The 24,702-nt window shown below is 64.5% G+C and carries 21 protein-coding genes; 14 read left to right on the forward strand and 7 right to left on the reverse strand.

Annotated elements, in window-relative coordinates:
• Positions 1–13 precede the first annotated feature (13 nt).
• From serC to rarD, 8 genes are all read left to right on the forward strand, one after another.
• Entirely contained in the window at positions 14–1,099 is a 1,086-nt protein-coding gene (gene serC, locus L6D89_RS00990) for a 3-phosphoserine/phosphohydroxythreonine transaminase (RefSeq protein ID WP_236198485.1), read from the forward strand.
• Positions 1,099–2,196, forward strand: coding sequence for a prephenate dehydratase (pheA, locus tag L6D89_RS00995; protein WP_236173043.1), 1,098 nt, complete (start codon positions 1,099–1,101; stop codon positions 2,194–2,196). Before serC ends, pheA begins: the two co-directional genes overlap by 1 nt.
• A gap of 87 nt (positions 2,197–2,283) precedes the next feature.
• Complete coding sequence (hisC, locus tag L6D89_RS01000; protein WP_236198486.1) at positions 2,284–3,396, forward strand: histidinol-phosphate transaminase; 1,113 nt, start codon at positions 2,284–2,286, stop codon at positions 3,394–3,396.
• Positions 3,389–5,614, forward strand: a complete 2,226-nt coding sequence (locus L6D89_RS01005; RefSeq protein WP_236198487.1) for a bifunctional prephenate dehydrogenase/3-phosphoshikimate 1-carboxyvinyltransferase — start codon at positions 3,389–3,391, stop codon at positions 5,612–5,614. Before hisC ends, L6D89_RS01005 begins: the two co-directional genes overlap by 8 nt.
• Positions 5,614–6,303: a (d)CMP kinase gene (cmk, locus tag L6D89_RS01010; protein WP_236198488.1), complete on the forward strand. Its 690-nt coding sequence runs from the start codon at positions 5,614–5,616 to the stop codon at positions 6,301–6,303. The genes L6D89_RS01005 and cmk overlap by 1 nt, the downstream gene beginning before the upstream one ends.
• Positions 6,304–6,702: 399 nt before the next feature.
• The gene (rpsA, locus tag L6D89_RS01015) at positions 6,703–8,385 is read left to right on the forward strand and encodes a 30S ribosomal protein S1 (protein WP_038803317.1); all 1,683 of its coding nucleotides are present in this window, start codon (positions 6,703–6,705) and stop codon (positions 8,383–8,385) included.
• Positions 8,386–8,525: 140 nt separating this feature from the next.
• Positions 8,526–9,395, forward strand: a complete 870-nt coding sequence (locus tag L6D89_RS01020) for a carboxylate/amino acid/amine transporter (RefSeq protein WP_236173039.1) — start codon at positions 8,526–8,528, stop codon at positions 9,393–9,395.
• Positions 9,392–10,288, forward strand: coding sequence for an EamA family transporter RarD (gene rarD / locus L6D89_RS01025; protein ID WP_236198489.1), 897 nt, complete (start codon positions 9,392–9,394; stop codon positions 10,286–10,288). The genes L6D89_RS01020 and rarD overlap by 4 nt, the downstream gene beginning before the upstream one ends.
• A gap of 53 nt (positions 10,289–10,341) precedes the next feature.
• Here rarD and L6D89_RS01030 read toward each other — a convergent pair whose 3' ends face one another.
• The 4 genes from L6D89_RS01030 to L6D89_RS01045 all read right to left on the reverse strand — a co-directional run bounded on the left by L6D89_RS01030 (position 10,342) and on the right by L6D89_RS01045 (position 12,237).
• Positions 10,342–10,899, reverse strand: a complete 558-nt coding sequence (locus L6D89_RS01030; protein WP_373874918.1) for a C40 family peptidase — start codon at positions 10,897–10,899, stop codon at positions 10,342–10,344.
• Complete coding sequence (locus L6D89_RS01035; RefSeq protein ID WP_236198872.1) at positions 10,886–11,062, reverse strand: hypothetical protein; 177 nt, start codon at positions 11,060–11,062, stop codon at positions 10,886–10,888. Before L6D89_RS01035 ends, L6D89_RS01030 begins: the two co-directional genes overlap by 14 nt.
• Positions 11,063–11,290: 228 nt before the next feature.
• Positions 11,291–11,695 (reverse strand): NUDIX hydrolase, encoded by a 405-nt coding sequence (locus L6D89_RS01040; protein ID WP_236198491.1) that lies wholly within the window; start codon positions 11,693–11,695, stop codon positions 11,291–11,293.
• Positions 11,692–12,237 (reverse strand): dihydrofolate reductase family protein, encoded by a 546-nt coding sequence (locus L6D89_RS01045; protein WP_236173035.1) that lies wholly within the window; start codon positions 12,235–12,237, stop codon positions 11,692–11,694. The genes L6D89_RS01040 and L6D89_RS01045 overlap by 4 nt, the downstream gene beginning before the upstream one ends.
• A gap of 171 nt (positions 12,238–12,408) precedes the next feature.
• Between L6D89_RS01045 and L6D89_RS01050 the strand changes: the two genes are divergently transcribed.
• Positions 12,409–13,746 carry a DEAD/DEAH box helicase gene (locus tag L6D89_RS01050; RefSeq protein ID WP_236173180.1) on the forward strand — a complete coding sequence of 446 codons (1,338 nt, stop codon included), beginning with the start codon at positions 12,409–12,411 and terminating at the stop codon, positions 13,744–13,746.
• A 60-nt stretch (positions 13,747–13,806) separates the two neighbouring features.
• On the opposite strand, the gene L6D89_RS01055 is transcribed toward L6D89_RS01050, so the two are convergent.
• Positions 13,807–15,471, reverse strand: coding sequence for an MFS transporter (locus tag L6D89_RS01055; RefSeq protein WP_236198492.1), 1,665 nt, complete (start codon positions 15,469–15,471; stop codon positions 13,807–13,809).
• Between the two features lie 221 nt (positions 15,472–15,692).
• Between L6D89_RS01055 and L6D89_RS01060 the strand changes: the two genes are divergently transcribed.
• On the forward strand, positions 15,693–16,988 hold the full coding sequence (locus L6D89_RS01060; RefSeq protein WP_236198493.1) for a phospholipase C/P1 nuclease family protein: 1,296 nt from the start codon (positions 15,693–15,695) through the stop codon (positions 16,986–16,988).
• Positions 16,989–17,046: 58 nt separating this feature from the next.
• Here the strand turns inward: L6D89_RS01060 and L6D89_RS01065 are convergent, their stop codons facing one another.
• Both L6D89_RS01065 and L6D89_RS01070 read right to left on the reverse strand, forming a co-directional pair.
• Positions 17,047–17,310 carry a DUF2790 domain-containing protein gene (locus L6D89_RS01065; protein ID WP_024766324.1) on the reverse strand — a complete coding sequence of 88 codons (264 nt, stop codon included), beginning with the start codon at positions 17,308–17,310 and terminating at the stop codon, positions 17,047–17,049.
• A 673-nt stretch (positions 17,311–17,983) separates the two neighbouring features.
• Positions 17,984–20,131 carry an FUSC family protein gene (locus tag L6D89_RS01070; protein WP_236198494.1) on the reverse strand — a complete coding sequence of 716 codons (2,148 nt, stop codon included), beginning with the start codon at positions 20,129–20,131 and terminating at the stop codon, positions 17,984–17,986.
• 344 nt (positions 20,132–20,475) lie between these two features.
• Here L6D89_RS01070 and L6D89_RS01075 point away from each other — a divergent pair, with 344 nt between their 5' ends.
• From L6D89_RS01075 to dctM, 4 genes are all read left to right on the forward strand, one after another.
• Positions 20,476–21,423 (forward strand): LysR family transcriptional regulator, encoded by a 948-nt coding sequence (locus L6D89_RS01075; RefSeq protein WP_236173031.1) that lies wholly within the window; start codon positions 20,476–20,478, stop codon positions 21,421–21,423.
• 216 nt (positions 21,424–21,639) lie between these two features.
• Entirely contained in the window at positions 21,640–22,686 is a 1,047-nt protein-coding gene (locus L6D89_RS01080; RefSeq protein WP_236173030.1) for a TRAP transporter substrate-binding protein, read from the forward strand.
• Positions 22,687–22,731: 45 nt separating this feature from the next.
• Positions 22,732–23,370, forward strand: coding sequence for a TRAP transporter small permease (locus tag L6D89_RS01085; RefSeq protein WP_236198495.1), 639 nt, complete (start codon positions 22,732–22,734; stop codon positions 23,368–23,370).
• A complete protein-coding gene (gene dctM / locus L6D89_RS01090; protein WP_054907235.1) occupies positions 23,367–24,647 on the forward strand; it encodes a C4-dicarboxylate TRAP transporter large permease protein DctM in 1,281 nt (426 codons plus the stop codon). The genes L6D89_RS01085 and dctM overlap by 4 nt, the downstream gene beginning before the upstream one ends.
• The last annotated feature ends 55 nt before the right edge of the window (positions 24,648–24,702 follow it).

Raw genomic sequence — 24,702 nt, forward strand, 5'->3', positions numbered from 1 at the left:
AGCGAGAGTGGATGTGAGCAAGCGAGCCTTTAACTTCTGCGCCGGTCCCGCGGCGCTTCCCACCGAGGTACTGGAGCGCGCCCGCGCCGAACTGCTGGATTGGCAGGGCAAGGGCCTGTCGGTCATGGAGATGAGCCACCGTAGCGACGACTACGTGGCCATCGCCGAGAAGGCCGAGCAGGACCTGCGCGACCTGATGGGCGTGCCGTCGAACTACAAGGTGCTGTTCCTGCAGGGCGGCGCCAGCCAGCAGTTCGCCGAGATTCCGCTGAACCTGCTGCCCGAAGACGGCGTGGCGGACTACGTGGAAACCGGCATCTGGTCGAAGAAGGCCATCGAAGAGGCTCGTCGCTACGGCAACGTCAACGTCGCCGCCAGCGCATCCAAGTACGACTACTTCGCGATCCCCGGCCAGAACGAGTGGAACCTGTCCAAGGACGCGGCCTACCTGCACTACGCGTCCAACGAGACCATCGGCGGCCTGGAATTCGACTGGATTCCGGAAGTCGGTGACGTCCCGCTGGTGGTGGACATGTCCTCGGACATCCTCTCCCGCCCGATCGACGTGTCGAAGTTCGGCCTGATCTACGCCGGCGCGCAGAAGAACATCGGCCCGTCCGGCCTGGTGGTCGTGATCGTTCGCGAAGACCTGCTGGGCCGCGCCCGCAGCATCTGCCCGACCATGCTCAACTACAAGGTCGCTGCCGATAACGGCTCCATGTACAACACCCCGGCAACCTATTCCTGGTACCTCTCCGGCCTGGTCTTCCAGTGGCTGAAGGAGCAGGGCGGCGTCGATGCCATGGAGCAGCGCAACCGTGCCAAGAAGGACATGCTGTACGGCTTCATCGACAGCAGCGACTTCTACACCAACCCGATCCAGCCCGGCGCCCGCTCCTGGATGAACGTGCCGTTCCGCCTGGCCGACGAGAAGCTCGACAAGGCCTTCCTCGAAGGTGCCGACGCGCGCGGCCTGCTCAACCTCAAGGGTCACCGTTCGGTGGGCGGCATGCGTGCCTCCATCTATAACGCCCTGGGCCTGGACGCCATCGAAGCCCTGGTTGGTTACATGGCCGAGTTCGAGAAGGAGCACGGCTGATGAGCGACGCTGACCAGCTCAAGGCGTTGCGCGTACGCATCGACAGCCTCGACGAGAAGATCCTCGAGCTGATCAGCGAACGTGCGCGCTGCGCCACCGACGTGGCGCGCGTGAAGATGGCCGCCCTGCCCGAAGGCGAGAAGCCGGTGTTCTACCGGCCCGAGCGTGAGGCGTGGGTGCTCAAGCACATCATGGAGCTGAACAAGGGCCCGCTGGACAACGAGGAAGTCGCGCGTCTGTTCCGCGAGATCATGTCCTCCTGCCTGGCCCTGGAGCAGCCACTCAAAGTGGCCTACCTCGGCCCGGAAGGCACCTTCACCCAGGCCGCCGCGCTCAAGCACTTCGGTCATGCGGTGATCAGCACGCCGATGGCCGCCATCGACGAAGTGTTCCGCGAAGTTGCCGCCGGTGCGGTGAACTTCGGCGTGGTGCCGGTGGAAAACTCCACCGAGGGTGCGGTCAACCACACCCTCGACAGTTTCCTCGAGCACGACCTGGTGATCTGCGGCGAGGTGGAGCTGCGCATCCACCACCACCTGCTGGTGGGCGAGAACACCAAGACCAACAACATCACCCGCATCTATTCCCACGCCCAGTCCCTGGCCCAGTGCCGCAAGTGGCTGGACGCGCACTATCCGAATGTCGAGCGCGTGGCGGTCTCCAGCAACGCCGATGCCGCCAAGCGGGTGAAGAGCGAGTGGAACAGTGCGGCGATTGCCGGCGACATGGCCGCCAGCCTGTACGGCCTGGACAAGTTGCACGAGAAGATCGAAGACCGCCCGGACAACTCCACGCGCTTCCTCATGATCGGCAACCAGGAAGTGCCGCCCACCGGCGATGACAAGACTTCCATCATCGTCTCCATGCGCAATAAGCCGGGCGCGCTGCACGAGCTGCTGGTGCCGTTCCACAGCAACGGTGTCGACCTGACCCGCATCGAGACCCGTCCGTCGCGCAGCGGCAAGTGGACCTACGTGTTCTTCATCGACTTCGTCGGCCACCACAAGGACCCGCTGATCAAGGACGTGCTGGAAAAGATCAACAGCGAAGCCGTTGCCCTGAAGGTGCTGGGCTCGTATCCGAAAGCGGTTCTTTAATTACGGCGGCCGGCTGCAGGCTGCGGGCTACAGGCGGTGAAGAGCGTCTAAGCCTGCAGCCTGAGGCCTGTAGCCTGAGGCCTTGATATGTCGTGTGATTTCCTTGCCCTGGCCCAGCCGGGCGTGCAGAAGCTTTCCCCCTACGTGCCGGGCAAGCCGGTCGATGAACTGGCCCGCGAGCTGAAGCTCGACCCCGCCGGCATCGTCAAGCTGGCCAGCAACGAGAACCCGCTGGGCCCGAGCCCCAAGGTCCTCGACGCCATCCGCGCCGAACTGGCCGAACTGACCCGCTACCCCGACGGCAACGGCTTCGAGCTGAAGTCTCGCCTGGCTACCCGTTGTGGCGTCGAAACCGCGCAGGTCACCCTGGGCAACGGCTCCAACGACATTCTCGACCTGGTTGCCCGTGCCTACTTGGCGCCTGGCCTGAATGCCGTGTTCAGCCAGTACGCGTTCGCCGTCTACCCGATCTCCACCCAGGCCGTCGGCGCCCAGGGCAAGGTCGTGCCGGCGAAAGACTGGGGCCATGACCTGGAAGCCATGCTGGCGGCCATCGATGCCAACACCCGCGTGGTCTTCATCGCCAACCCGAACAACCCCACCGGTACCTGGTTCGGCCCGGACGCGCTGGAGCGCTTCCTGTCGCAGGTGCCGGAGAGCGTCCTGGTAGTACTCGACGAGGCCTACATCGAGTACGCCGAAGGTGAAGAGCTGCCGGACGGCCTGAAGTACCTGGCCCGCTACCCGAACCTGCTGGTCTCGCGCACCTTCTCCAAGGCCTACGGCCTGGCGTCCCTGCGCGTTGGCTACGCGATCTCCTCGGCGCAGGTCGCCGACGTGCTCAACCGCGTACGCCAGCCGTTCAACGTCAACAGCCTGGCCCTGGCCGCTGCCTGCGCCGCGCTGGACGACGCGCAGTACCTGGCCGAAGGCAAGCGGATCAATGACGAGGGCATGGCCCAGCTGGAAAGCGGCCTGCGCGCCCTGGACCTGCACTGGATTCCCTCCAAGGGCAACTTCATCGCCGTGGACCTCAAGCGCGATGCCGGCCCGATCTACCAGGCCCTGCTCGCCGAAGGCGTGATCGTCCGCCCGGTGGGGGGCTACGGCATGCCACAGCACCTGCGCATTTCCATCGGCCTGCCGGCCGAGAACGCCCGCTTCCTCGAAGCGCTGGCGAAGGTGCTCGCCCGTGCCTGATGTTCAGCCGCACAAGCTTCGCCGCCTCGTCGTGGTGGGGCTCGGCCTGATCGGCGGCTCCTTCGCCAAGGGTATCCGCGAGAAGGGGCTGTTCGAAGAAGTGGTCGGCGTCGACCGTGACCCGCAAACCCGCCGCCTGGCGGTCGAGCTGGGCGTGGTCGACCGCTGCGAGGAGAGTCTCGCAGCGGGCTGCCGCGAAGCCGACGTGATCCAGCTCGCCGTGCCGATCCTGGCGATGGAGAAAGTCCTCGGCGAGCTCGCCACCCTCGACATCGGCAACGCCATCCTCACCGACGTGGGCAGCGCCAAGGGCAATGTCGTGCGCGCGGCGAAAGCCGTGTTCGGTGGCATGCCGGTGCGCTTCATTCCTGGCCATCCAATCGCCGGCTCCGAACAGAGCGGGGTGGAAGCGGCCAACGCGAAATTGTTCCGCCGTCATAAAGTCATCCTCACGCCGCTGGATAATGCCGACGCTGACGCGATCCAGTGCGTCGAAGCGCTCTGGCGTGAGCTGGGCGCGGATGTCGAGCAGATGGCCGTCGAGCACCACGACGAAGTCCTCGCGGCGACCAGTCACCTGCCGCACCTGCTGGCCTTCACGCTGGTCGACTCGCTGGCCAAACGCAGTGAGAATCTGGAAATCTTCCGCTATGCCGCTGGCGGCTTCCGCGACTTTACGCGGATCGCCGGCAGCGACCCGGTGATGTGGCACGACATCTTCCTCGCCAACCGCGAGGCGGTGCTGCGCATCCTCGATGTATTCCGTGACGACCTCGATGATCTGCGCGAGGCCGTCGACCATGGGGACGGGCAACAACTGATGGGCGTCTTCACCCGCGCCCGGGTTGCTCGCGAGCATTTCAGCAAAATCCTGGCCCGCCGGGCCTATGTGGACGCCATGCACAACAATGACCTGATTTTCCTGGCCCAGCCGGGTGGCCGCCTCTCCGGACGTGTTCGCGTACCGGGCGACAAGTCCATTTCCCACCGCTCGATCATGCTCGGCTCGTTGGCCGAAGGCACGACCGAGGTGCAAGGTTTCCTCGAGGGTGAAGACGCCCTCGCCACTATCCAGGCGTTCCGCGACATGGGCGTGGTCATCGAAGGCCCGCACCACGGCCGCGTGACCGTGCATGGCGTCGGCCTGCATGGCCTGAAGACGCCGCCCGGCCCGATCTACCTGGGCAACTCCGGCACCTCCATGCGCCTGCTCAGCGGCCTGCTCGCTGCCCAGCCGTTCGACACCACCCTGACCGGCGACGCCTCGCTCTCCAAGCGCCCGATGAACCGCGTCGCCAAGCCGCTGCGCGAGATGGGCGCGGTGATCGAAACCGGTCCGGAAGGCCGCCCGCCGCTGACCATCCGTGGTGGCCAGAAGCTCACCGGCATGCACTACGACATGCCCATGGCCAGCGCCCAGGTGAAATCCTGCCTGCTGCTCGCCGGCCTCTACGCCGCTGGCGAAACCTCCACCACTGAGCCGGCTCCAACCCGCGACCACACCGAGCGCATGCTGCGCGGCTTCGGCTACCCGGTCGACGTCGAAGGCGCCACCGCGCGCGTCGAGTCCGGCCACAAGCTCAGCGCCACCTCGATCGAAGTCCCGGCCGACATTTCCTCGGCTGCGTTCTTCCTGGTTGCCGCGAGCATCGCCGAAGGCTCCGACCTGACCCTGGAGCACGTCGGCATCAACCCGACCCGTACCGGCATCATCGACATCCTCAAGCTCATGGGCGCCGACATCACCCTGGAAAACCAGCGTGAAGTGGGCGGCGAGCCGGTTGCCGATATCCGTGTGCGCTCGGCCCGCCTGAAAGGCATCGACATTCCCGAAGACCTGGTACCGCTGGCCATCGACGAGTTCCCGGTGCTCTTCGTCGCCGCCGCCAGTGCTGAAGGTCGTACTGTGCTGCGTGGCGCGGAAGAGCTGCGGGTGAAGGAATCCGACCGCATCCAGGTCATGGCCGACGGCCTGCTGGCCCTGGGCGTGAAGTGCGAGCCGACCCCGGACGGCATCATCATAGATGGCGGCAGCTACGGCGGCGGCGAAGTCTGGAGCCACGGCGACCACCGTATTGCCATGTCCTTCAGCGTGGCCTCGCTGCGTGCCGGCGCGCCGATCCGCATCCACGATTGCGCCAACGTGGCGACCTCCTTCCCGAACTTCCTCGGGCTGGCGTCCGGGGCGGGTATCCGTGTCGCCGAGGAGAAGAACTGATGAACGGCGAATGGCCAGTCCTCGCCATCGACGGTCCCAGCGGCTCGGGCAAGGGCACCGTTGCCGGCTTGCTGGCCAAGCGCCTGGGCTGGAACCTGCTGGACTCCGGTGCGCTGTACCGCCTGCTGGCGTTCGCCGCCGGCAACCACGGTATCGACCTGACCAATGAGGAAGCGCTCAAGGTTCTGGCGGCGCATCTCGACGTGCAGTTCACTCACGCCAAGGGCGGCCAGGGCCAGCACATCATCCTCGAAGGCGACGACGTTACCGACGTGATCCGCACCGAACAGGTCGGCGCTGGCGCCTCCCAGGTCGCCGCGCTGCCGGCGGTGCGCGATGCACTGCTGCAACGCCAGCGCGCCTTCCTCGAAGCCCCGGGCCTCGTCGCCGATGGCCGCGACATGGGCACCGTGGTCTTCCCCAGCGCTCCGCTGAAGATCTTCCTCACCGCTTCCGCCGAGGAGCGTGCCCGCCGCCGCTACCTGCAGTTGAAGAACAAGGGCATCGACAGCGACCAGGCGCAGCTGGCCGAGGAAATCAGCGCCCGCGACGAGCGCGACAGCCAGCGTGCCGTTGCACCGCTCAAGCCCGCCGATGGTGCCATCCTGGTGGACTCCACCTCGATGAGCATCGATGAAGTGGTGGAGAGTATTCTCGCCGAGGTTTCGCGGCTGGGGCTGGCTGACTAGTCGAACGGCAAACGAAAATCCCCAGCCACGCTGGGGATTTTTCTTTCCGGAAGCGGGCTGTTGCCCAGGATGGAGCTGACGGGCGGCTCCCCCATCTCCTGAGGCCGGGCGAAAATGAAAGGATTGATGCTGGAATCGCGAAGGGCGTTGGAAACTGGGGCCGCCAATTGACGCAGGCTGCATCCGTTGCTACCATTCCAGACCTTATATCGGGAGGGTTTCGTCCACGTTGGGCGAAGCGTTCCCTTAAAATCTGAATGTGGAGCATCCGTTTCGGCGGGTGCAACAGGGGGCCGGCGGGATACCAGTCTTGATCCTGCTGGCTTCTTTTTCATCACTTGACCGTGTCTGCTGGTGGCGCGGAATCGGGCTTACAAGCCTTTGACTACAGGTATAGACATGAGCGAAAGCTTCGCAGAACTCTTTGAAGAAAGTCTGAAATCCCTCGACATGCAGCCGGGTGCAATCATCACCGGCATCGTGGTCGACATCGATGGTGACTGGGTCACCGTCCATGCCGGTCTGAAATCCGAGGGCGTCATCCCGGTCGAGCAGTTCTACAACGAACAGGGCGAACTGACCATCAATGTGGGTGACGAAGTCCACGTCGCGCTGGACGCGGTAGAAGACGGCTTTGGTGAAACCAAGCTGTCCCGCGAAAAAGCCAAGCGTGCCGAGAGCTGGATCGTTCTGGAAGCTGCTTTCTCTGCCGACGAAGTGGTCAAAGGCGTCATCAACGGCAAGGTCAAGGGTGGCTTCACCGTCGACGTCAACGGCATCCGCGCGTTCCTGCCGGGTTCGCTGGTCGATGTGCGTCCGGTGCGTGACACCACTCACCTGGAAGGCAAAGAGCTCGAGTTCAAGGTCATCAAGCTGGACCAGAAGCGCAACAACGTTGTCGTTTCCCGCCGCAGCGTGCTGGAAGCCGAGAACAGCGCCGAGCGCGAAGCTCTGCTGGAATCCCTGCAGGAAGGCCAGCAGGTCAAAGGTATCGTCAAGAACCTCACCGACTACGGTGCGTTCGTTGACCTGGGCGGCGTCGATGGTCTGCTGCACATCACCGACATGGCCTGGAAGCGTATCAAGCATCCGTCGGAAATCGTCAACGTTGGCGACGAGATCGATGTCAAGGTTCTGAAGTTCGACCGCGAGCGCAACCGCGTATCCCTGGGCCTGAAGCAACTGGGCGAAGACCCATGGGTTGCCATCAAAGCCCGTTACCCGGAAGGCACCCGCGTTACCGCGCGCGTCACCAACCTCACCGACTACGGCTGCTTCGCCGAGCTGGAAGAGGGCGTGGAAGGCCTGGTACACGTCTCCGAAATGGACTGGACCAACAAGAACATCCACCCGTCGAAAGTCGTTCAGGTTGGCGACGAAGTGGAAGTTCAGGTTCTGGACATCGACGAAGAGCGTCGTCGTATCTCCCTGGGCATCAAGCAGTGCAAGTCGAACCCGTGGGAAGACTTCTCCAGCCGCTTCAACAAGGGCGACAAGATCTCCGGCACCATCAAGTCGATCACCGATTTCGGTATCTTCATCGGCCTGGAAGGCGGCATCGACGGTCTGGTTCACCTGTCCGACATCTCCTGGAACGAAGTTGGCGAAGAAGCCGTTCGCCGCTTCAAGAAGGGCGACGAGCTGGAAACCGTCATCCTCTCCGTTGATCCGGAGCGTGAGCGCATCTCCCTGGGCATCAAGCAGCTGGAAGACGATCCGTTCTCCAACTACGCCTCGCTCAACGAGAAAGGCACCATCGTTCGCGGCACCGTGAAAGAAGTGGACGCCAAAGGCGCTGTCATCAGCCTGGGCGGCGAAATCGAAGGCATCCTGAAAGCCTCCGAAATCAGCCGTGACCGCGTTGAAGACGCTCGCAACGTTCTGAAAGAAGGCGAAGAAGTCGAAGCCAAGATCATCAGCATCGACCGTAAGAGCCGCGTCATCTCCCTCTCCATCAAGTCGAAAGACGTTGATGACGAGAAAGATGCGATGAAAGAACTGCGTCACAAGCAAGACGTAGAAGCCACTGGTCCGACCACCATCGGTGATCTGATCCGTGCTCAGATGGAGAACCAGGGCTAATCCCTGATCCACCATCCAAGGAAAAGGGCGACTTCGGTCGCCCTTTTTCGTTTCTGCCTTTCGCAGGGCGCGGGCGCGCAGCGCTTTTCCTACGCTGAGACTGGCGCTATGTTGCCTGCCCCGTTCCGGTCGCCTTTTCCATGCCTTACCTGCTTTTCGTCACCGTCCTCTGGGCGTTCTCCTTCAGCCTGATCGGCGAATACCTTGCCGGGCAGGTCGACAGCTATTTCGCTGTGCTGACCCGCGTGGTGCTGGCTGGCCTGGTGTTCCTGCCGCTGACCCGCTGGCGCGGTGTCGATCCGCGCTTCATCGCGGGGGTGATGCTGGCGGGCGCGCTGCAGTTCGGCATTACCTACGTCTGCCTTTACCAGAGCTTCCGTGTGCTGACGGTGCCGGAAGTGCTGCTGTTCACCGTGCTGACGCCGCTGCATGTGGCGCTGATCGACGATGCGCTGAACCGCCGCTTCAATGCCTGGGCGCTGCTGGCGGCCGCCGTGGCGGTGCTGGGCGCCGGGATCATCCGCTACGACGGCGTCAGTGGCGACTACATCCAGGGCTTCCTCCTGCTGCAAGTGGCCAACGCGACCTTCGCGGCGGGGCAGGTGTTCTACAAGCACCTGGTGCGGCGCTACCCCTCGGACATCCCGCAATACCGCCGCTTCGGTTACTTCTTTGTTGGCGCGCTGCTAATCGCGCTGCCGGGCTGGCTGCTGTTCGGCAATCCGCAGAAGCTGCCGTCCACTGACCTGCAATGGGGAGTGCTGGTGTGGATGGGCCTGCTGGCCACTGCGCTGGGACAGTTCTGGTGGAACAAGGGCGGCACTATGGTGGATGCCGGCACGCTGGCGGTGATGAACAACCTGCATGTGCCGGTGGGCCTGCTGATCAACCTGCTGATCTGGAACGAGGCTGCCGACTTGCCGCGCCTGGCGCTGGGCGGCGTGGTGATCGTCGCGTCGCTGGGAGTCAACCGTTTTGGCCTGCACCGTCGCAAGGAGCGTTTCGCATGAATATCTCCGGACGTGGCGTAGCGCTGTCCCTGGCATCCTCCGTGCTTTTCGTGACCCTGCCGGGTTACATCCATTCGCTGGAGCCACTGACCAGCATCCAGGTGATTGCTCACCGGGTGGTCTGGTCGATCCCCATGGTCCTGCTGCTGGTGCTGTTCACGCGCCAGGGTGGCGTGCTGCGCGAGGCGGGGCGGCGCCTGCTGCGCGAACCTTGGCTGCTGGCCTGCTTCCCGTTGACGGCGGCGATGATGCTGATCCAGTGGGGTGTTTTCATCTGGGCGCCGATGGTCGGGCGCACGCTGGAGTTGTCGCTGGGGTATTTCCTGCTGCCGCTGACCATGGTGCTCTGCGGCCGGGTGTTCTACGGCGAGCGCCTGACCACCTTGCAGGCCATCGCGGTGGCCTTCGCGCTGGCGGGCGTACTGCATGAGCTGTGGCTGACCCGTGCATTCTCCTGGTTCACCCTGATCACCGCGCTGGGCTATCCGCCGTACTTCATGCTGCGCCGCAAGATGGCGGTGGATTCGCTGTCCGGCTTTGTCTTCGAGATGATCGTACTGCTGCCGTTCGCCCTGGCGGCGCTGTGGCTGACCGATAGCGGCAAGGTGCTGGAGGAGGTACCCCGCCTGTGGGCGCTGCTGCCGTTGCTGGGGCTGATCAGTGCGCTGGCGTTCGGCGCGATGATGGCGGCCAGCAGGTTGCTGCCCATGGGGCTGTTCGGGATTCTGAGCTATGTCGAGCCGGTGCTGCTGTTCGCCATCGCCGTGTTGTTCCTCGGCGAGGCGTTCAATCCGGTGCAGATCTGGACCTACGGGCCGATCTGGATCGCCGTGCTGCTGACCGGTTGGGATAGCGCGCGACTCTTGCGCCGGCAGGCACGTCGCGGCCTGTAATCGAAGGGAGAGAGGCGAGGGATAGGCGCTCTCCTTGCGGAGAGCGCTCAGTATCAATCGTAGCGGCCGCCGACGTCGGCTTTCGCCAGGGTTTCCGGCAGGATGCGGCGGGCAGCGGTGTAATGCTTCTTCCAGTAGTCGCCACCGAGGTCGGAGACCCGGACCTTCTGGCCGCGGCGCGGTGCATGGACGAACTGGTTGTCACCGACGTAGATGCCGACATGGTCGACATTGCGGCGGTTGTGGATGCGGAAGAACACCAGATCGCCGGGCTGCAGGTCGCCACGCGCCACTTTCGAGTTGCCGCGCATGCTGTACATCTGCTGCGCGGTACGCGGCAGGTCGACTTCGTCGACGTTCTGGAACACGTAGTTCACAAGGCCGCTGCAATCGAAGCCGCGCTTGGGCGAAGTGCCGCCCCAGCGGTAAGGCGTGCCGATCATGCTGTAGGCGCGCTGGGTAACCTGGTGCGCCTCGCTCTTGGTCGGCTTGACCTGCTTGGCGTTGAAGGTCAGCAGGGCGCTGCCCTGGACCGGGACTCGCAGATCAACCGGTGCGGGTTGATAGGTGCGCGTGATCTTGGAGGAGGCGGTTGCCTCAGTGGCGGCCAACAGGGTCGCCAAGCCTATGGAAAGGCATGTCAAAAGGGTACTTCGCATTCGGCATGTCTTCTTGCTGGTTGATATCGCCCAGACTCCGCTGGATCGCCATTGTTATCGGCGTGGTTTCCTTTGGTCCGCTCAAAAATTCCACGCATTCTGAACGACTTTTCATGACAGTTCGTACCGTCCGTCGATTCTGACAAATACCCTGTGACTTGTAGGACGCTGCGTGACATGTGCTCTGACGTATCAGTCACGGCCTGACCTTATAGCCGGAAGCCCTATAAAACGGGGCTTGCGGCCGCGCGACGGAAAGCCGGCGGGTTAATGGCCAAAAGCCAGGCGCTTAACGTTTCTTAAGGAAAAACCCGACGAAATGCAGGTAATTGAGCCGTGCGAGTCAGTGCAGGTGGGCCAGCAGAGCGGGGAGGACCTGCTCGCGCAGCAGCGGGGCAAGGTTGTGCGGGTAATCGCCGGTGGGGTCCAGCCAGGCGAGCTCTTCCAGCTCGGCGGCAGGCTGGACGGCGTGGGGCAGGGCGGCGATGAAGACCTCGGCGTCCACGCGCATGTCCGGTTCGTTGGCGGCGTTGGCCTGGAACTGGCCCAGAGGAGTCAGCGCAGCGGTCGCCAGGTGCAGGTCGAGCTCTTCGCCCAGTTCGCGCAGCAGGGCCTGGACCGAGGTTTCGCCGGGCTCGTGCTTGCCGCCGGGCAGCATGAACGCCTGGGTGCCACGCTTGCGTACCAGTAGCAGGCGTCCGGCGTCATCCAGCAGACAAGCGGCGGCGATACGAATGGTGGCGGTCATGGCGAGGGCGTTTCCTTCAGAACCTGGTAGCGCATCTGCACGATGCCGCTAGGGAAGCTGCGCTGCTCCAGCAGCTGCAGGCGTTGCTCGAGGCCGATGCTGAACAGCGGAATGCCGGCACCGAGCAGGTGCGGAATGATGCTGACGATCACTTCGTCGAGCAAGCCTCCTGCGAGGAAGTTACCCGCCAGGCTGCCGCCGCCGACCAGCCAGATGCGCTCGCAGCCGCGTGCCTCCAGCGAAGCCAGGGCGTCCACCGGCGCGTAATGTTCCAGTTCCACCTGAGGGGCGGCCTTGGGCAGGTGGTTGGAGCGGGTCATCACCAGCGCGGGCTTGTCCGGATAGGGCCATTCCCCCTGTTTCAGACAGAACAGGTACGTGGCGCGGCCCATGAGCAGGCCGTCGATGCTGGAGTAGAACGCGTGGTAGCCATGGTCGTCGGTTTCGCTGCCATAACCTTCGAGCCAGTCCACGCTGCCGTCCGGGCGTGCGATATAGCCGTCAAGGCTGGCGGCCACATAATAGATGAGAGTCGATGGCACCTGTTTTCTCCTTTTTGTCAGGCCCATCAGAGCATGGCATCGCCTTTCGAAGGGCGCCGCTACGTTTGTCGGGTTATTGACGCGGCACCGCCCGCGCGCAGGCGGCTGGCAATATTTCCAGCGCGCGGGCTCGGCAAACATTAAGCTATGCAGCTATTTGGTCTTTACGTGATATCGAGGTCTGCCTTGTTCTCCCAATTCGCCCTGCACGAACGCCTGCTGAAGGCGCTCGATTCTCTGTCCTTCACCGAGCCGACCCCGGTCCAGGCGGCGGCCATTCCGAAGGCCCTGGAGGGGCGCGACCTGCGGGTAACGGCGCAGACCGGCAGCGGCAAGACCGCCGCTTTCGTCCTGCCGCTGCTGCATCGCCTGCTCACCGAGGAAAAGCCCAAGAGCGGCGCTCGCGCGCTGATCCTGCTGCCGACCCGTGAGCTGGCCCAGCAGACTCTCAAGGAAGTCGAGCGCTTCGCCCAGTTCACCTACATCAAGGCTTGCCTGATCACCGGCGGCGAAGATTTCAAGGTGCAGGGCGCACGCCTGCGCAAGAACCCGGAAATCATCATCGGCACGCCGGGCCGCCTGAACGAGCAGTTCAACGCCGGCAACCTGCCGCTGGGCGATGTGGAAGTGCTGATCCTCGACGAAGCCGACCGCATGCTCGACATGGGCTTCTCCGAGGACGTCCTCAAGCTCGCCGCACAGTGCCCGGCCGAGCGCCAGACCCTGCTGTTCTCCGCCACCACTGGCAGCGGCCTGCACGAGATGGTTGAGAAGGTCCTGCGCGAGCCCGAGTTCCTGCAGCTCAACCGCGTCAGCGAGCTGAATGAAGATGTCAGCCAGCAGGTGATACTGACCGACCACGTCGGCCACAAGGAACAGCTGCTGCAATGGTTGCTGACCAACGAGACTTATGAGAAGGCCATTGTCTTCACCAACACCCGCGTCGCCGCCGACCGCCTGACTGGCCGGCTGATCGCCGCCGGGCACAAGGTTTTCGTGCTGCATGGCGAGAAGGACCAGAAGGACCGCAAGCTGGCCATCGAGCGCCTGAAGCAGGGCGCGGTGAAAATCCTCGTTGCCACCGACGTGGCAGCCCGTGGCCTGGACGTTGACAGCCTGGATTTGGTGATCAACTTCGATATCCCGCGTCGGGGCGACGAATACGTGCACCGCATCGGCCGTACTGGTCGCGCGGGCGCCGGCGGCACTGCGATCTCGCTGGTCGGCCATGGCGACTGGAACCTGATGTCGAGCATCGAGCGCTACCTCAAGCTGCGCTTCGAGCTGCGTGTCATCAATGAGCTGAAGGCCACCTACAAGGGGCCGAAGAAGGTCAAGGCGTCCGGCAAGGCGGCCGGCACCAAGAAGAAAAAGGATGACGCGAAGAAGACCGGCAGCAAGGCGGGGGCGAAGAAAAAGCCAGCCGCCCGCCCCAAGGCCGGCCCGTCGAAGGTCGTGAGCCAGGATGGCCTGGCGCCGCTCAAGCGCAAGAAGCCGGCAGCGGAATAAGCCTTCCGCGTCACGCCAGACGCCTCTCCTGACCGAGAGGCGTTTTTGTTTCTGCGCCGGTCAGCCCAGTGTCTCCGGTGGCGCTTCATAGCTACTCGACTCGTAACTCACTCCGTGGCGAATCACCGGTGGCGCGTCGCCGTCGTGGAGGCTGGTCACGTTGTCGATGATGGTCTTGTCCTCCAGGGTGAGGCGGTCGAGCATGCGCAGGTGGCCGATCCAGTTGTCCACCAGGAACAGTTCCTGCCAGATCTCGGGGTTGCTCACGTCGCGGTACAGCGCCCAGCGTTCCGCGCCGTTGCGCAGGCGCAGGCGGCGCAGCGGCTTGGCGGCGCGGACAAAGTCGCGGGTGCGCTCGGCTGGTATCCGGTACTCGATGGAGACCAGCACCGAACCCCGCTCGGGGTTGAACACGAAGGTCGGCTGGCCCGGTACGCCGCCCGGTGCGCGGGCAATGCTGGCGGAGTTGAGCTCCGGCAGGCGCGAGTTGTAGAGCAATGCCACGGAGATCAGCAGCAGGCAGCCGGCGGCAATCAACGCGCCTTGCACGCCCATGGTTTCGGCGAAGTGACCCCAGAGGAAGGAGCCGGCCGCCAGGCCGCCGTAGATCGCCGTCTGATAGAGCGCCAGGGCGCGCGCCTTGACCCAGTCGGGCACGAGGATCTGCACGGCCGAGTTGTAGGTGGCGACAGCGGCGATCCAGCAGGCGCCGCCGAGCACCAGCGCGGGGAAGATCACCCAGAGATTGTCGACCCAGCCCAGGGTCAGCATGACCAGTGCCAGGGTCGCGGCGGCGAAGCTGATCAGCCGGCTGCTGCCCAGCCATTGCCGTGCCTTGCTCACGACCGTGCTGGCGACGATGGCACCGAGCCCGAGGGCGCCGAGCATGTAGCCGTACACCGAGGCACTGCCGTCCGGGTTGCGGTGTGCCAGCAGCGGCAGCAAAGCCCAGACTGCGCTCGCCGACAGGCCGAAGACCGCTGAGCGCAGCATCACCAGGCGAGTGACGCTGGAGTACTGGGTGAAACGCAGCGCGGCGATCACGCCTTCGAAGATGTGCTCCGGCGGCAGGGTGCGCTTGGGCACGTCGCGGCGCCATTGCCAGATCGCCCAGATCAGCGCGGCATAGCAGATGCAGTTGAACAGGAATACCCAGGAGGCCCCGGTGGCCGACAGCAGCAGGCCACCGATGGCCGGGCCGACGGCGCGGGCGACGTTGTAGTTGACGCTGTTGAGCAGCACCGCATCGCCGAGCATGCGCGGCGGCACCTGCTCGTTCACCGCCGCCTGCCAGGCGGGAATGGTGATCGAGCTGCCCAGCGACAGCCAGAGGATCGACACGATCAGCATCAGCGGGTCGAGATAGCCCATGAACGCCAGCACCGTCACCAGCGCGGCGCCGGAGAGTTCCACCGTCAGGCCCACCAGCATGATCTTGCGGCGGTCGTGGTTGTCGGCCAGCACACCGGACATGATCGACAGCAGCACCAGCGGCAGCGCCGAGGCGACCTGGATCATCGCCACCATCAGCGGGCTCGCGTGGGCCTCGGTGACGACCCAGGCGGCGGCCACCGATTGCGCCCAGGTGCCCAGGTTGGCGAACAGGTTGCAGATCCAGATGATGCGGAACGCGGCGATGCTGAAGGGCGCGAGGACGCCGCTGCGGGGTTCTGCTGGATCGGGCTTGAGGGGGAGGTCTTGCTTGGGTGAAACGGACTGCAGCATGGGGACGCCCTTATTTCGAGTGGCTGGCACGCGCGTGGAACCGGTGCCTATCCATGCCGGGGAAGTGTAGTGGCTGAGTCGGTATGCGCCATTGATGATGGTCAGACGTGGCGTTATCGGTGACACGCGCTGGCAAGCTTCGACAGTGCCTGCGCGGTTCTGGATTGTTAGGCTGCGTCGGAATTTTCCACATTGCACTGCCAAATAAGAGCGAAGAGCCGATGAAGCGACTTTCCACCTGCCTGCTGGCCGGCCTGCTGGCCCTGCCGCAAAGCCTCTGGGCCTGGTCCAATCACACCCTGGGCAGCTATATCGCCCTGCAGCAATTACCGGCGGTTGCCCGGGCCCCCGAGGTCGAGGTCGAACCGCTGGAAAGCTTCATCAGCCAGCAGCGCGCCGGCCTGGTAAAGCTGCTGGACGAGCAGGAAGCCTACGCTCGCGAGCACTTCCGCCAGTACCCGCCGCGCCCGGATGACCTGCGCCTGAGCGAAGACGGCCGCGACGACCTGCGCCAGGCCTTCCTCATGGCGCTGCGCCTGAACCCCGAGATCAAGCTGGCCACCGCGGTGCAGCCGCCACCCGGCGGCGAACTGCCGAATCACGTCGCGCTGCAACCGGCGGAGGTGCTGGTGTTCCGCAACCTGTCCGGCTGGAACCAGTGGCGCTTCGTGCAGTTGCAGGCGGGCGAGAAGATTCCCGCAATCGATGTGCTGGCCAGCGCCGCCGACGAGCCGGACTTCGGCCACGATATCAACCTGTTCAGCGACAACCCCGGCGAGGCTGGCCAGCGTTATGGCTTCGGCACTCAGCCGTTCGGCGACCCGCGCTATGAATTCAGCTCCCAGGCGCCGTTCCACATGGGCTTCTACCACGAGGACGCGATCATCTTCACCGGCGCGCCGTACCTGGAGCGCAATTGGCCGGAGTGGCGCGCTTACCAGTTCTACGGCCTGGCGCGCTTCGCCTTCGACAAGGGCCACCCGTACTGGGGCTACCGTTTCCTCGGCTGGGCGATGCATTACATCCAGGACATGACCCAGCCGTATCACTCGACGCCGCTGCCCGGTGAGACGACCACCAGCATGCTGTGGACGGCGGGCAAGTCCATCGCCGGTTTCGATGCCGACAAGCAGGCCGCGATCCAGCGCGTGGCGGACCGGCATACGGGCGTCGAGCGTTATCAGGTGGACTGGCTGCGCGAGACGCTGCGCCTGGGCGGGCAGTCGCCGTTGCTGGCGGCCTATGCGGATGTCAGTACCGATGGCGGTTATCCACCGTATTTGACGGAGTATCTGCGCGAGGTGGTGGCGAGCGAGTCCCATGCCCATGCGGCGGCGTTCGACGCGGCGATCGGCCATTGGCTGGAAAACGAGAAGGCGCCGGCGGGGGATTTCAGCGCGGGGAACTCACCGGAACCGTTCCGGCACGATGAGGCGTTGGATGAGCAGATTCTGCAGTTGATCCGGCACTTCGGCGCACACAGTCGCAATATTGCGAAAGCGGCGCTGCAGCCGTAAGGCAGGGCTGGCAGTCAAGCCGGGGCTGCGTGGGCCCCGGCGCAACTGCACAAGTCGCTTAGCCGCCGGAACAGCCGTTGCCCCACACCTGGTATTCGACGGTGTGGCGCTGACCCTGGGTATCTTCGTAGGTCATGCGCGCCGGCACGATGCCGCACTCGTTGGACACGTCGGTGGTCGAGATGACGTGGGCGACGTCCAGTTTCATGTCGTAGGTGTACTGCTCCACGGCCGCGCTTGGCGCCTGGTCGGCGGCGTTCACCTGCTCGGCCAGGGCGAGCGAAGAGAAGCCCAGCATGGCCAGGATGACTACAGCTTTCATGAATTTACCTGCCTTGTTCCCGGTGTCCGGACGTGACGGGTCCGTGACGTTCAGCGGGTGGCTGCGTCGGGAATCGTTGGGGTTGATTACGGGTCTTGGGTGGTGTTGCGGCGCGCGCTGTAACAGCACGGAAATAATAGGATTTACCTGACCTGAGTCATATATCCAGGCGCCAACAAGACTTCGTACTCAGAGGCAACAATCCAGGATTGATGCGGGTTGCAGGGGTGCTCTTGCGGCGGGTGGTCGCAGGTTCTGGCAATTTCGGGATGCAGTTGCAGGGGGCGTAGGGGCAACTGTCTTTCTCGGGAAGCCCGTGTCGATGCTTTCCCCTCACCCCTGCCCTCTCTCAGGGGGAGAGGGAGCCCTCCGTGCCGGCTGTTGCCGACGTTTCATCCTGCATCGAACGGTCCCCTCTCCCCTTGGGAGAGGGCTAGGGTGAGGGATGGCCCAAGCGCAGAGGTATCTCGTAGGAGCGGACTCCGTCCGCGATGTCTGGCATGCCGCTCTCAGGCTGAACCTGGCGATTGGATCAGCCGATCGCGGACGGAGTCCGCTCCTACGAAACGATCTGAAGTTCGGTGCCGTGCCGTGCGGTTCGCGAGCAAGCTCGCTCCTACAGGTGGGCGTCGGGTTTTTTGTAGGAGCGAGCTTGCTCGCGAACCCGACCCGCTCAATCGCGCAGCGGCGACTGTGGGTCGAGCAGCGAGGTGCGGATGAAGTGCAGGTAGCTGCACACGCGGCGCAAGGGCGAGGAATCGAAGTGCGGCGGGCGGCGATCGTCGGTAGTGCGGGTCGCGTGGATCGCGTGCTCCACGGCAGCCAGCGCGCGCTGGCGGTTGCTTTCGCTGGGCTGGATGAACAAGCGGATCAGCGCTCGGCCCAGCGCGCGGATAGCCCGCCGCCAGGGCATGCGCTCGGCGTACCAGGGCTCTTTCGGCAGGGCTTCCTGTTCGCGGCGCAACTCGATGATCGACAGGCCGATCTCCTGCACCTGGAAAGTCCAGCGCAACAGGCGACGCTGCACGTCAGGTCGCCCTGTGGATAACCCGTAGGCCTGATTGAGCAGATCACGGGTGCCACTCTCGAAGTTGGACGACAGGCCCTTCAGCGGATCGCTGATCACCCGTACCACGCGCAGGCGCAGCTCGGCTTCCAGACGCTCCCACAACCATGGCCGGTTCGGCGGCAGGATGACGATCGCCGCGACCACCGCCATGCCCATGGACAGCAGCATCGCCAGGTATTCGTTGATGAAGGTGTAGGCGTCGTAGCGCGCGAGGTTGGCCGGCAGCGAGGCGATGCAGAACCACACCAGCAGGCCGACGCCGTAGCCGCTCCACTTCGGCCGGGTGATCAGGAAGGCACCCAGGGTGAACACCGGTGCGAGCACGAAGCACAGCAGCGGGAAGCCGTCGATGTGCGGCAGCACGCGGAAGGTCAGGATGAAGCCCAACGTGGCGCCGAGCAGCGTGCCGAGGGTCAGTTGCAGTGACAGACGCTTGGGATTGGGCGAGGCGGAGGACAGTGCGGCGATCAGTACCGAAGTCAGCGCGAAGGTGGCGCCACTGAGCCAGGATGTTTCGATCCAGAACACCCCGCCGACGATCACCAGCAGCGCGCAGCGAAAGCCCGCAACCGCTGCGGCGAGTGCGTTGGCCTTGGGCGTGAAGCGCTCCTTCCACTGCTCGCGCTCGTGCTTGTGCGCGGCGAGCGAGGCGTGGGTCTGCGCGTAGTTGTGCATGTCGTCGACGAAGCGGAACAGCAGTTCGGCGGCGGTCTCGAAATCCAGCTGGTCGGCTTCCCGCGGGCAGGTGTGGCCGAGGCTGGCGCGAGCCTCGCGGATACGTGGCATCAGGTGATGCTTGCAGAGTTCCAGCTGCACGCTCAGGCGCTCGGCGTCCGCTTCGCTGAGCGGCCGGCCGTGCCAGCTGGCGAGCAGTTCGCTGACGTCGATCAGGCACGGCATCAGCACTTCCAGCACGTTGCTGGCCTGCCGCTCGCGCAGGCGGTCGAGCAGGCGCTGCAAGGCGTGGAAGCGTGTGGTCAACTGCATGAACTCGCTGTTCAGTCGTGCCAGGCGGCCGCTGCGCAGGCGCATGTGCGGGTCTTCGAAGGCGGTGACGTTGCGCAGGCTTTCCAGGCCCACCACTTCGGCGGCGATGCGCGCACTGGCCTGCTCGAAGCGCTCGCGCTCCAGCGTGCCATTCAGGCCGGCGCTGGCGAGGCCGGCGAAGTCACCGAAGCGGGTGTTCAGCGCGTTGTGCAGGGCGGCGGTACTGGTCTGCGGCAGGACGATGGCGCTGACCACGCCGGTGCAGAGAATCCCCAGGGTGATCTCGATCACCCGCCACAGCGCCTGCATGAAGGCGCCTTCGGGGTGCAGCGTGGCGGGGATGCCGATCATCACGGCGGTGTAGCCGGCGAGCAGGCAGGCGTAGGCGCGGAAGTCGCGATAGCGTGCCGCACCGGCAGTACACAGGCCGACCCAGATCGCCACGCAGAGCAGGAACAGCACGCGCTCCTGGGCGAACAGGGCAATGAAGGTGACCATCACCGTGAGCCCGGCCAGCGTGCCGAGGATGCGGTAGAAACTCTTCGCCAGTACCTGGCCGCTCTGCGGCTGCAGCACGATGAAGGCGCTGACCAGCACGGTGTTGGGCTGCGGCAGTTCAAGACGGTAGGCCAGCCACAGCGCCGTGAAGGCGGTGATCAGCGTCTTGAGGATGAACATCCAGGTGACGCCATCGGTGTGCGCCCAGTCGGACAGGGCGAAGCGCACCGCGGCGGCCTTGGGCAGGCGCACGGATAGACTGCTCATCAGGCTTATCTCGGCAGGCGGTGGTGAGGCTGGATCGGGCCTTGAGGACCCTGTAGTTCGAGGTGCAGAGGAGTGGGAGGCACGTTGCACGAAAGGCGGAGCACGGGTGCGAATCCTGGGGTGTCGCGGCAGACCGCGTTGGGGAGGGCGATTCTAGAAGTGCGCCGGGGGGCAGGATAAGCTGACGGTTGGATGAATTATTGTTGCCTGAAAGGACAATAATCCCGTCGCGACAGGTGTGCGACAATTCGCCGCCTGTCATGAATCTGTAACAAGGCGTTGCTCGTTCGAGCGCCGTTGCAGAGGCCGCCCGCCGTGGCGTGGACAGGCTCTCAGGAGAAATGATGGACCTGCTGCACAACATGCGTGCTTTCGTCTGTGTCGCCGAGACCGGCAGCTTCACCGCTGCCGCCCAGCGCATGGACCTCACCACCGCCTACGTCTCGCGGACGGTGGCCAAGCTCGAAGCGCACCTGCGTACCCGCCTGCTACACCGCACCACCCGCCGCATCGCCCTCACCGAAGCCGGCCAGCGCTACCTGCAGCGTTGCCAGCAGATCCTCGGCTACATCGAGGAAGCCGAGGCCGAGGCCGGCGACGCTCACGCCCGGCCCCATGGCAAGGTGAAGGTGCATGCCATGACCGGCATCGGCCAGCACTACCTGATCCGTGCGATCTCGCAGTACTGCGAGATCTACCCGGAGGTTACCTTCGACCTGACCCTGGCCAACCGCATCACCGACATCCTCGACGAGGGCTACGACATCTCCGTGGTCATCGCCCAGGAGCTGCCGGATTCGGGCTTCGTCTCCAAGCGCATCGGCAAGACCTACAGCGTGCTCTGCGCGTCCCCCGAATACGTGGCGCGCCATGGCATGCCCAAGCAGCTCGCGGAGCTGACCGATCACCGTTGCCTGCGCCTGGTGAATTCGGTGATGTCGCTGGACAAGTGGCTGTTCGACGGCCCCGACGGCCAGGAAATGGTCGGCATCAACCACAGCCACTTCCAGGTCAACACCGCCGACGCCATGACCGAGGCGGTGCGTGCCGGCATGGGCATTGGCGCGCTGCCGGTGTATTCCGCCGTGCAAGGACTCAAGGACGGCAGCCTGGTGCGCGTGCTGCCCGACTACAGTCTGTTCCACCTCAACGTCTATGCGCTGTATCCGTCGCGCCAGTACCTGGATGCGAAAATCCGCACCTGGGTGGAATTCCTCCGCGACTGCGTGCCCGGCATGCTCGAGGAACACGAGCGGATGATGCTCGAACACCGCACCCGACAGCCTGGCTGACACGCTATCCGGCAGCATTGAACCCGCGAATCCTTCCGCGCCCGGCCATCGCCGGGCGTTTCTTTTCGCGCCTTGCGTTCCGCTGTGTCGAACGCGGCTTTGGGAAAAGACGAATTCTCCGAACGCCAGCATTTGCGTCAGTCTCCCTGCGAGCCTGCCGCCAGGCTCACCTCGCAAGCACAAGAACAAATTGAGGGTGACGCGATGTTTGGATCGATGTTTGGATCGACGGGGCGGGCGTTGCTCGCCGTCCTGGCGTTGGCCTGCGCTACTGCCACACAGGCTGCCGATGAACCGCAGGCTGCCAATCAACCGACTATTCATGAACCGACTGTTCATGAACCCATAGTGATCAAGTTTGCCCACGTGGTCGCGGAGAACACGCCCAAGGGGCAAGGCGCGCTGATGTTCAAGCGCCTGGCTGAAGAGCGCCTGCCCGGCCGGGTGCGCGTGGAGGTCTACCCGAACTCCTCGCTGTTCGGCGACGGCAAGGAGATGGAAGCACTGCTGCTGGGCGACGTGCAGATGCTCGCGCCGTCCCTGGCCAAGTTCGAGCAGTACACCAAGAAGGTGCAGATCTTCGACCTGCCGTTCCTCTTCGACGACATCCAGGCCGTCGACAACTTCCAGCGCAGCCCGCAGGGCCAGAGCCTGCTGACCAGCATGCAGGGCAAGGGCATCCTCGGCCTGGCCTACTGGCACAACGGGATGAAGCAGCTGTCGGCCAACCGCCTGCTGCTCGAGCCGGGCGATGCGCGGGGGCTGAAGTTCCGCGTGCAGGCCTCCGATGTGCTCAACGAGCAGTTCCGCGAGCTGCGTGCGATCTCCCGCAAGATGTCCTTCGCCGAGGTCTACCAGGGCTTGCAGACCGGCGTGGTGAATGGCACCGAGAACACCTGGTCGAACTACGAGAGCCAGAAGGTCAACGAGGTGCAGAAGTACTTCACCGAGTCCAACCATGGGCTGGTGGACTACATGGTGATCACTAACGCGAAGTTCTGGAACGGCCTGCCGCCCGACATCCGCGACGAGCTGCAGAAGATCATGGCCGAGGTCACCGTGCAGGTGAACCTGGAAGCCGAGCGCCTGAACCGTGACGCCCGCCAGCGCATCCTCGCCAGCGGCGGCAGCGAGATCCACGCACTCACCGCGCAGCAGCGCGCCGACTGGCGTGAGGCGATGCAGCCGGTGTGGCAGAAATTCCGCAACAACGTCGGCGCCGATTTCCTCCAGGCCGCCGAAGCCTCCAATCGTCCCCATTGATCCGTCCGGCCCCGCTGGATGGCGGGGCTTTCTGGAGCTTATTCCATGAATCGACTCGTGCGCGTCTGGAACCACTTCGAGGAGGGCGCCATCGCCTTCCTGCTGGCGACCATGACGCTGGTGACTTTCGTCTACGTGGTGATGACCAACGTCTTCACCCTGTTCTATGACCTGGGGGATCGCCTGCCCGCCGTGCAGGCACCGTTCTACGCCATCGGCGACGCGATCCTCGGCGCTGCCCAGGACATGTCCTGGAGCAACGCGCTGACCAAGGCGCTGTTCGGCTGGCTGATCTTCTTCGGCATCGCCTATGGCGTGCGTACCGCCGGCCACCTGGGCGTGGATGCGCTGGTGAAGCTGGCGCCGCGCCCGGTGCAACGCTGCATCGGCGTGCTCGCCTGCCTCTGCTGCCTGGGCTACGCCGGGCTGTTCATGGTCGCCAGCTTCGACTGGGTGAAGACCCTGTTCATCGCCGGCATCGGCGCCGAAGACCTCGACCACTTCGGCATCCTCCAGGCCTACATCGCGGTGATCGTGCCCATCGGCTTCGGCCTGGTGCTCCTGCGTTACCTGGAAATCCTCGTCAACCTGTTGCGCGGCCGCCAGCTCGGCCTGGGCCTCGCCGACGAGGCCGCGGAGGCCTCGAAACTGGCTGGCGAAGAAGCCGCGGAGAATCGTCCATGACCGTGATGATGTTGTTCCTCCTGCTGTTCGTCTTCATGTTCATCGGCGTGCCCATCGCCATTTCCCTGGGGCTTTCCGGCGCACTGACGATCCTGCTGTTCAGCCCGGACTCGGTGCGCTCGCTGGCGATCAAGCTGTTCGAGACCTCCGAGGCCTACACGCTGCTGGCGATCCCGTTCTTCCTGCTCTCCGGCGCCTTCATGACCACCGGCGGCGTGGCCCGCCGGCTGATCGATTTCGCCAACGCCTGCGTCGGCCACATCCGTGGCGGCCTGGCGATTGCCGCGGTGCTGGCGTGCATGCTGTTCGCCGCGCTGTCCGGTTCGTCACCTGCAACGGTGGCGGCGGTGGGCTCGATTGCGGTGGCCGGGATGGTGCGTTCGGGCTACCCGCGCGAGTTCGGCGCCGGGATCATCTGCAACGCCGGGACCCTGGGCATCCTGATTCCGCCGTCGATCGTCATGGTGGTGTACTCCGCCGCCACCGAGACCTCGGTGGGCAAGCTGTTCGTCGCCGGCGTGGTGCCGGGCCTGCTGCTGGGCGTGATCCTGATGGTGGTGATCTACATCGTCGCGCGGGTAAAGAATCTCCCGGCGCAGCCGCGCGCCAGCCTGCGTGAGTGGTTGTCCGCTGCACGTCGCGCCGGTTGGGGGCTGTTGCTGCTGGTGATCATCCTCGGCGGCATCTACTCCGGGCTGTTCACGCCCACCGAGGCGGCGGCGGTGGCGGCGGTCTACTCGGCCTTCGTCGCGCTGTTCGTCTACAAGGACATGCGCCTGCGCGATTGCCCCAAGGTGCTGGTGGAGTCGGGGCGGCTGAGCATCATGCTGATGTTCATCATCGCCAACGCCATGCTCTTCGCCCACGTGCTGACCACCGAGCAGATTCCCCAGCAGATCACCGAGTGGGTGATGCAGGAAGGGCTGACGCCGATCGGCTTCCTGCTGATGGTCAACGTGGTGCTGCTGGTGGCCGGCAGCTTCATGGAGCCTTCGGCCATCGTGCTGATCCTGGCGCCGATCTTCTTCCCCATCGCCATGCGCCTGGGCATCGACCCGATCCACCTGGGGATCGTCATGGTGGTGAACATGGAGATCGGCCTGGTGCACCCGCCGGTGGGGCTCAACCTGTTCGTCACCTCGGCGGTCACCGGGTTGCCGCTGGGCTCGACCATCCGCGCGGCGCTGCCGTGGCTGATGATCCTGCTGCTGTTCCTGATCCTGGTGACCTACGTGCCCTACATCTCGCTGGCGCTGCCCCACGCGCTGGGCATGTGACAGGTTGTCGCGGCCCCATGGCAGTAAGGCTGATGGGGCCCATCACTACGACTAA

Origin of the sequence: Pseudomonas pseudonitroreducens, from assembly GCF_021603645.1 — a bacterium.
GTDB classification, from domain to species: Bacteria; Pseudomonadota; Gammaproteobacteria; order Pseudomonadales; family Pseudomonadaceae; genus Pseudomonas; species Pseudomonas pseudonitroreducens.

Coding starts and splice junctions, on each gene's coding strand:
- pheA (WP_236173043.1), top strand. CDS start 1,099: ATGAGCGACGCTGACCAGCTCAAGGCGTTGCGCGTACGCATCGACAGC.
- hisC (WP_236198486.1), top strand. CDS start 2,284: ATGTCGTGTGATTTCCTTGCCCTGGCCCAGCCGGGCGTGCAGAAGCTT.
- cmk (WP_236198488.1), top strand. CDS start 5,614: ATGAACGGCGAATGGCCAGTCCTCGCCATCGACGGTCCCAGCGGCTCG.
- rpsA (WP_038803317.1), top strand. CDS start 6,703: ATGAGCGAAAGCTTCGCAGAACTCTTTGAAGAAAGTCTGAAATCCCTC.
- L6D89_RS01020 (WP_236173039.1), top strand. CDS start 8,526: ATGCCTTACCTGCTTTTCGTCACCGTCCTCTGGGCGTTCTCCTTCAGC.
- rarD (WP_236198489.1), top strand. CDS start 9,392: ATGAATATCTCCGGACGTGGCGTAGCGCTGTCCCTGGCATCCTCCGTG.
- L6D89_RS01035 (WP_236198872.1), bottom strand. CDS start 11,062: ATGAAAAGTCGTTCAGAATGCGTGGAATTTTTGAGCGGACCAAAGGAA.
- L6D89_RS01040 (WP_236198491.1), bottom strand. CDS start 11,695: ATGACCGCCACCATTCGTATCGCCGCCGCTTGTCTGCTGGATGACGCC.
- L6D89_RS01055 (WP_236198492.1), bottom strand. CDS start 15,471: ATGCTGCAGTCCGTTTCACCCAAGCAAGACCTCCCCCTCAAGCCCGAT.
- L6D89_RS01060 (WP_236198493.1), top strand. CDS start 15,693: ATGAAGCGACTTTCCACCTGCCTGCTGGCCGGCCTGCTGGCCCTGCCG.
- L6D89_RS01065 (WP_024766324.1), bottom strand. CDS start 17,310: ATGAAAGCTGTAGTCATCCTGGCCATGCTGGGCTTCTCTTCGCTCGCC.
- L6D89_RS01070 (WP_236198494.1), bottom strand. CDS start 20,131: ATGAGCAGTCTATCCGTGCGCCTGCCCAAGGCCGCCGCGGTGCGCTTC.
- L6D89_RS01075 (WP_236173031.1), top strand. CDS start 20,476: ATGGACCTGCTGCACAACATGCGTGCTTTCGTCTGTGTCGCCGAGACC.
- L6D89_RS01080 (WP_236173030.1), top strand. CDS start 21,640: ATGTTTGGATCGACGGGGCGGGCGTTGCTCGCCGTCCTGGCGTTGGCC.
- L6D89_RS01085 (WP_236198495.1), top strand. CDS start 22,732: ATGAATCGACTCGTGCGCGTCTGGAACCACTTCGAGGAGGGCGCCATC.
- dctM (WP_054907235.1), top strand. CDS start 23,367: ATGACCGTGATGATGTTGTTCCTCCTGCTGTTCGTCTTCATGTTCATC.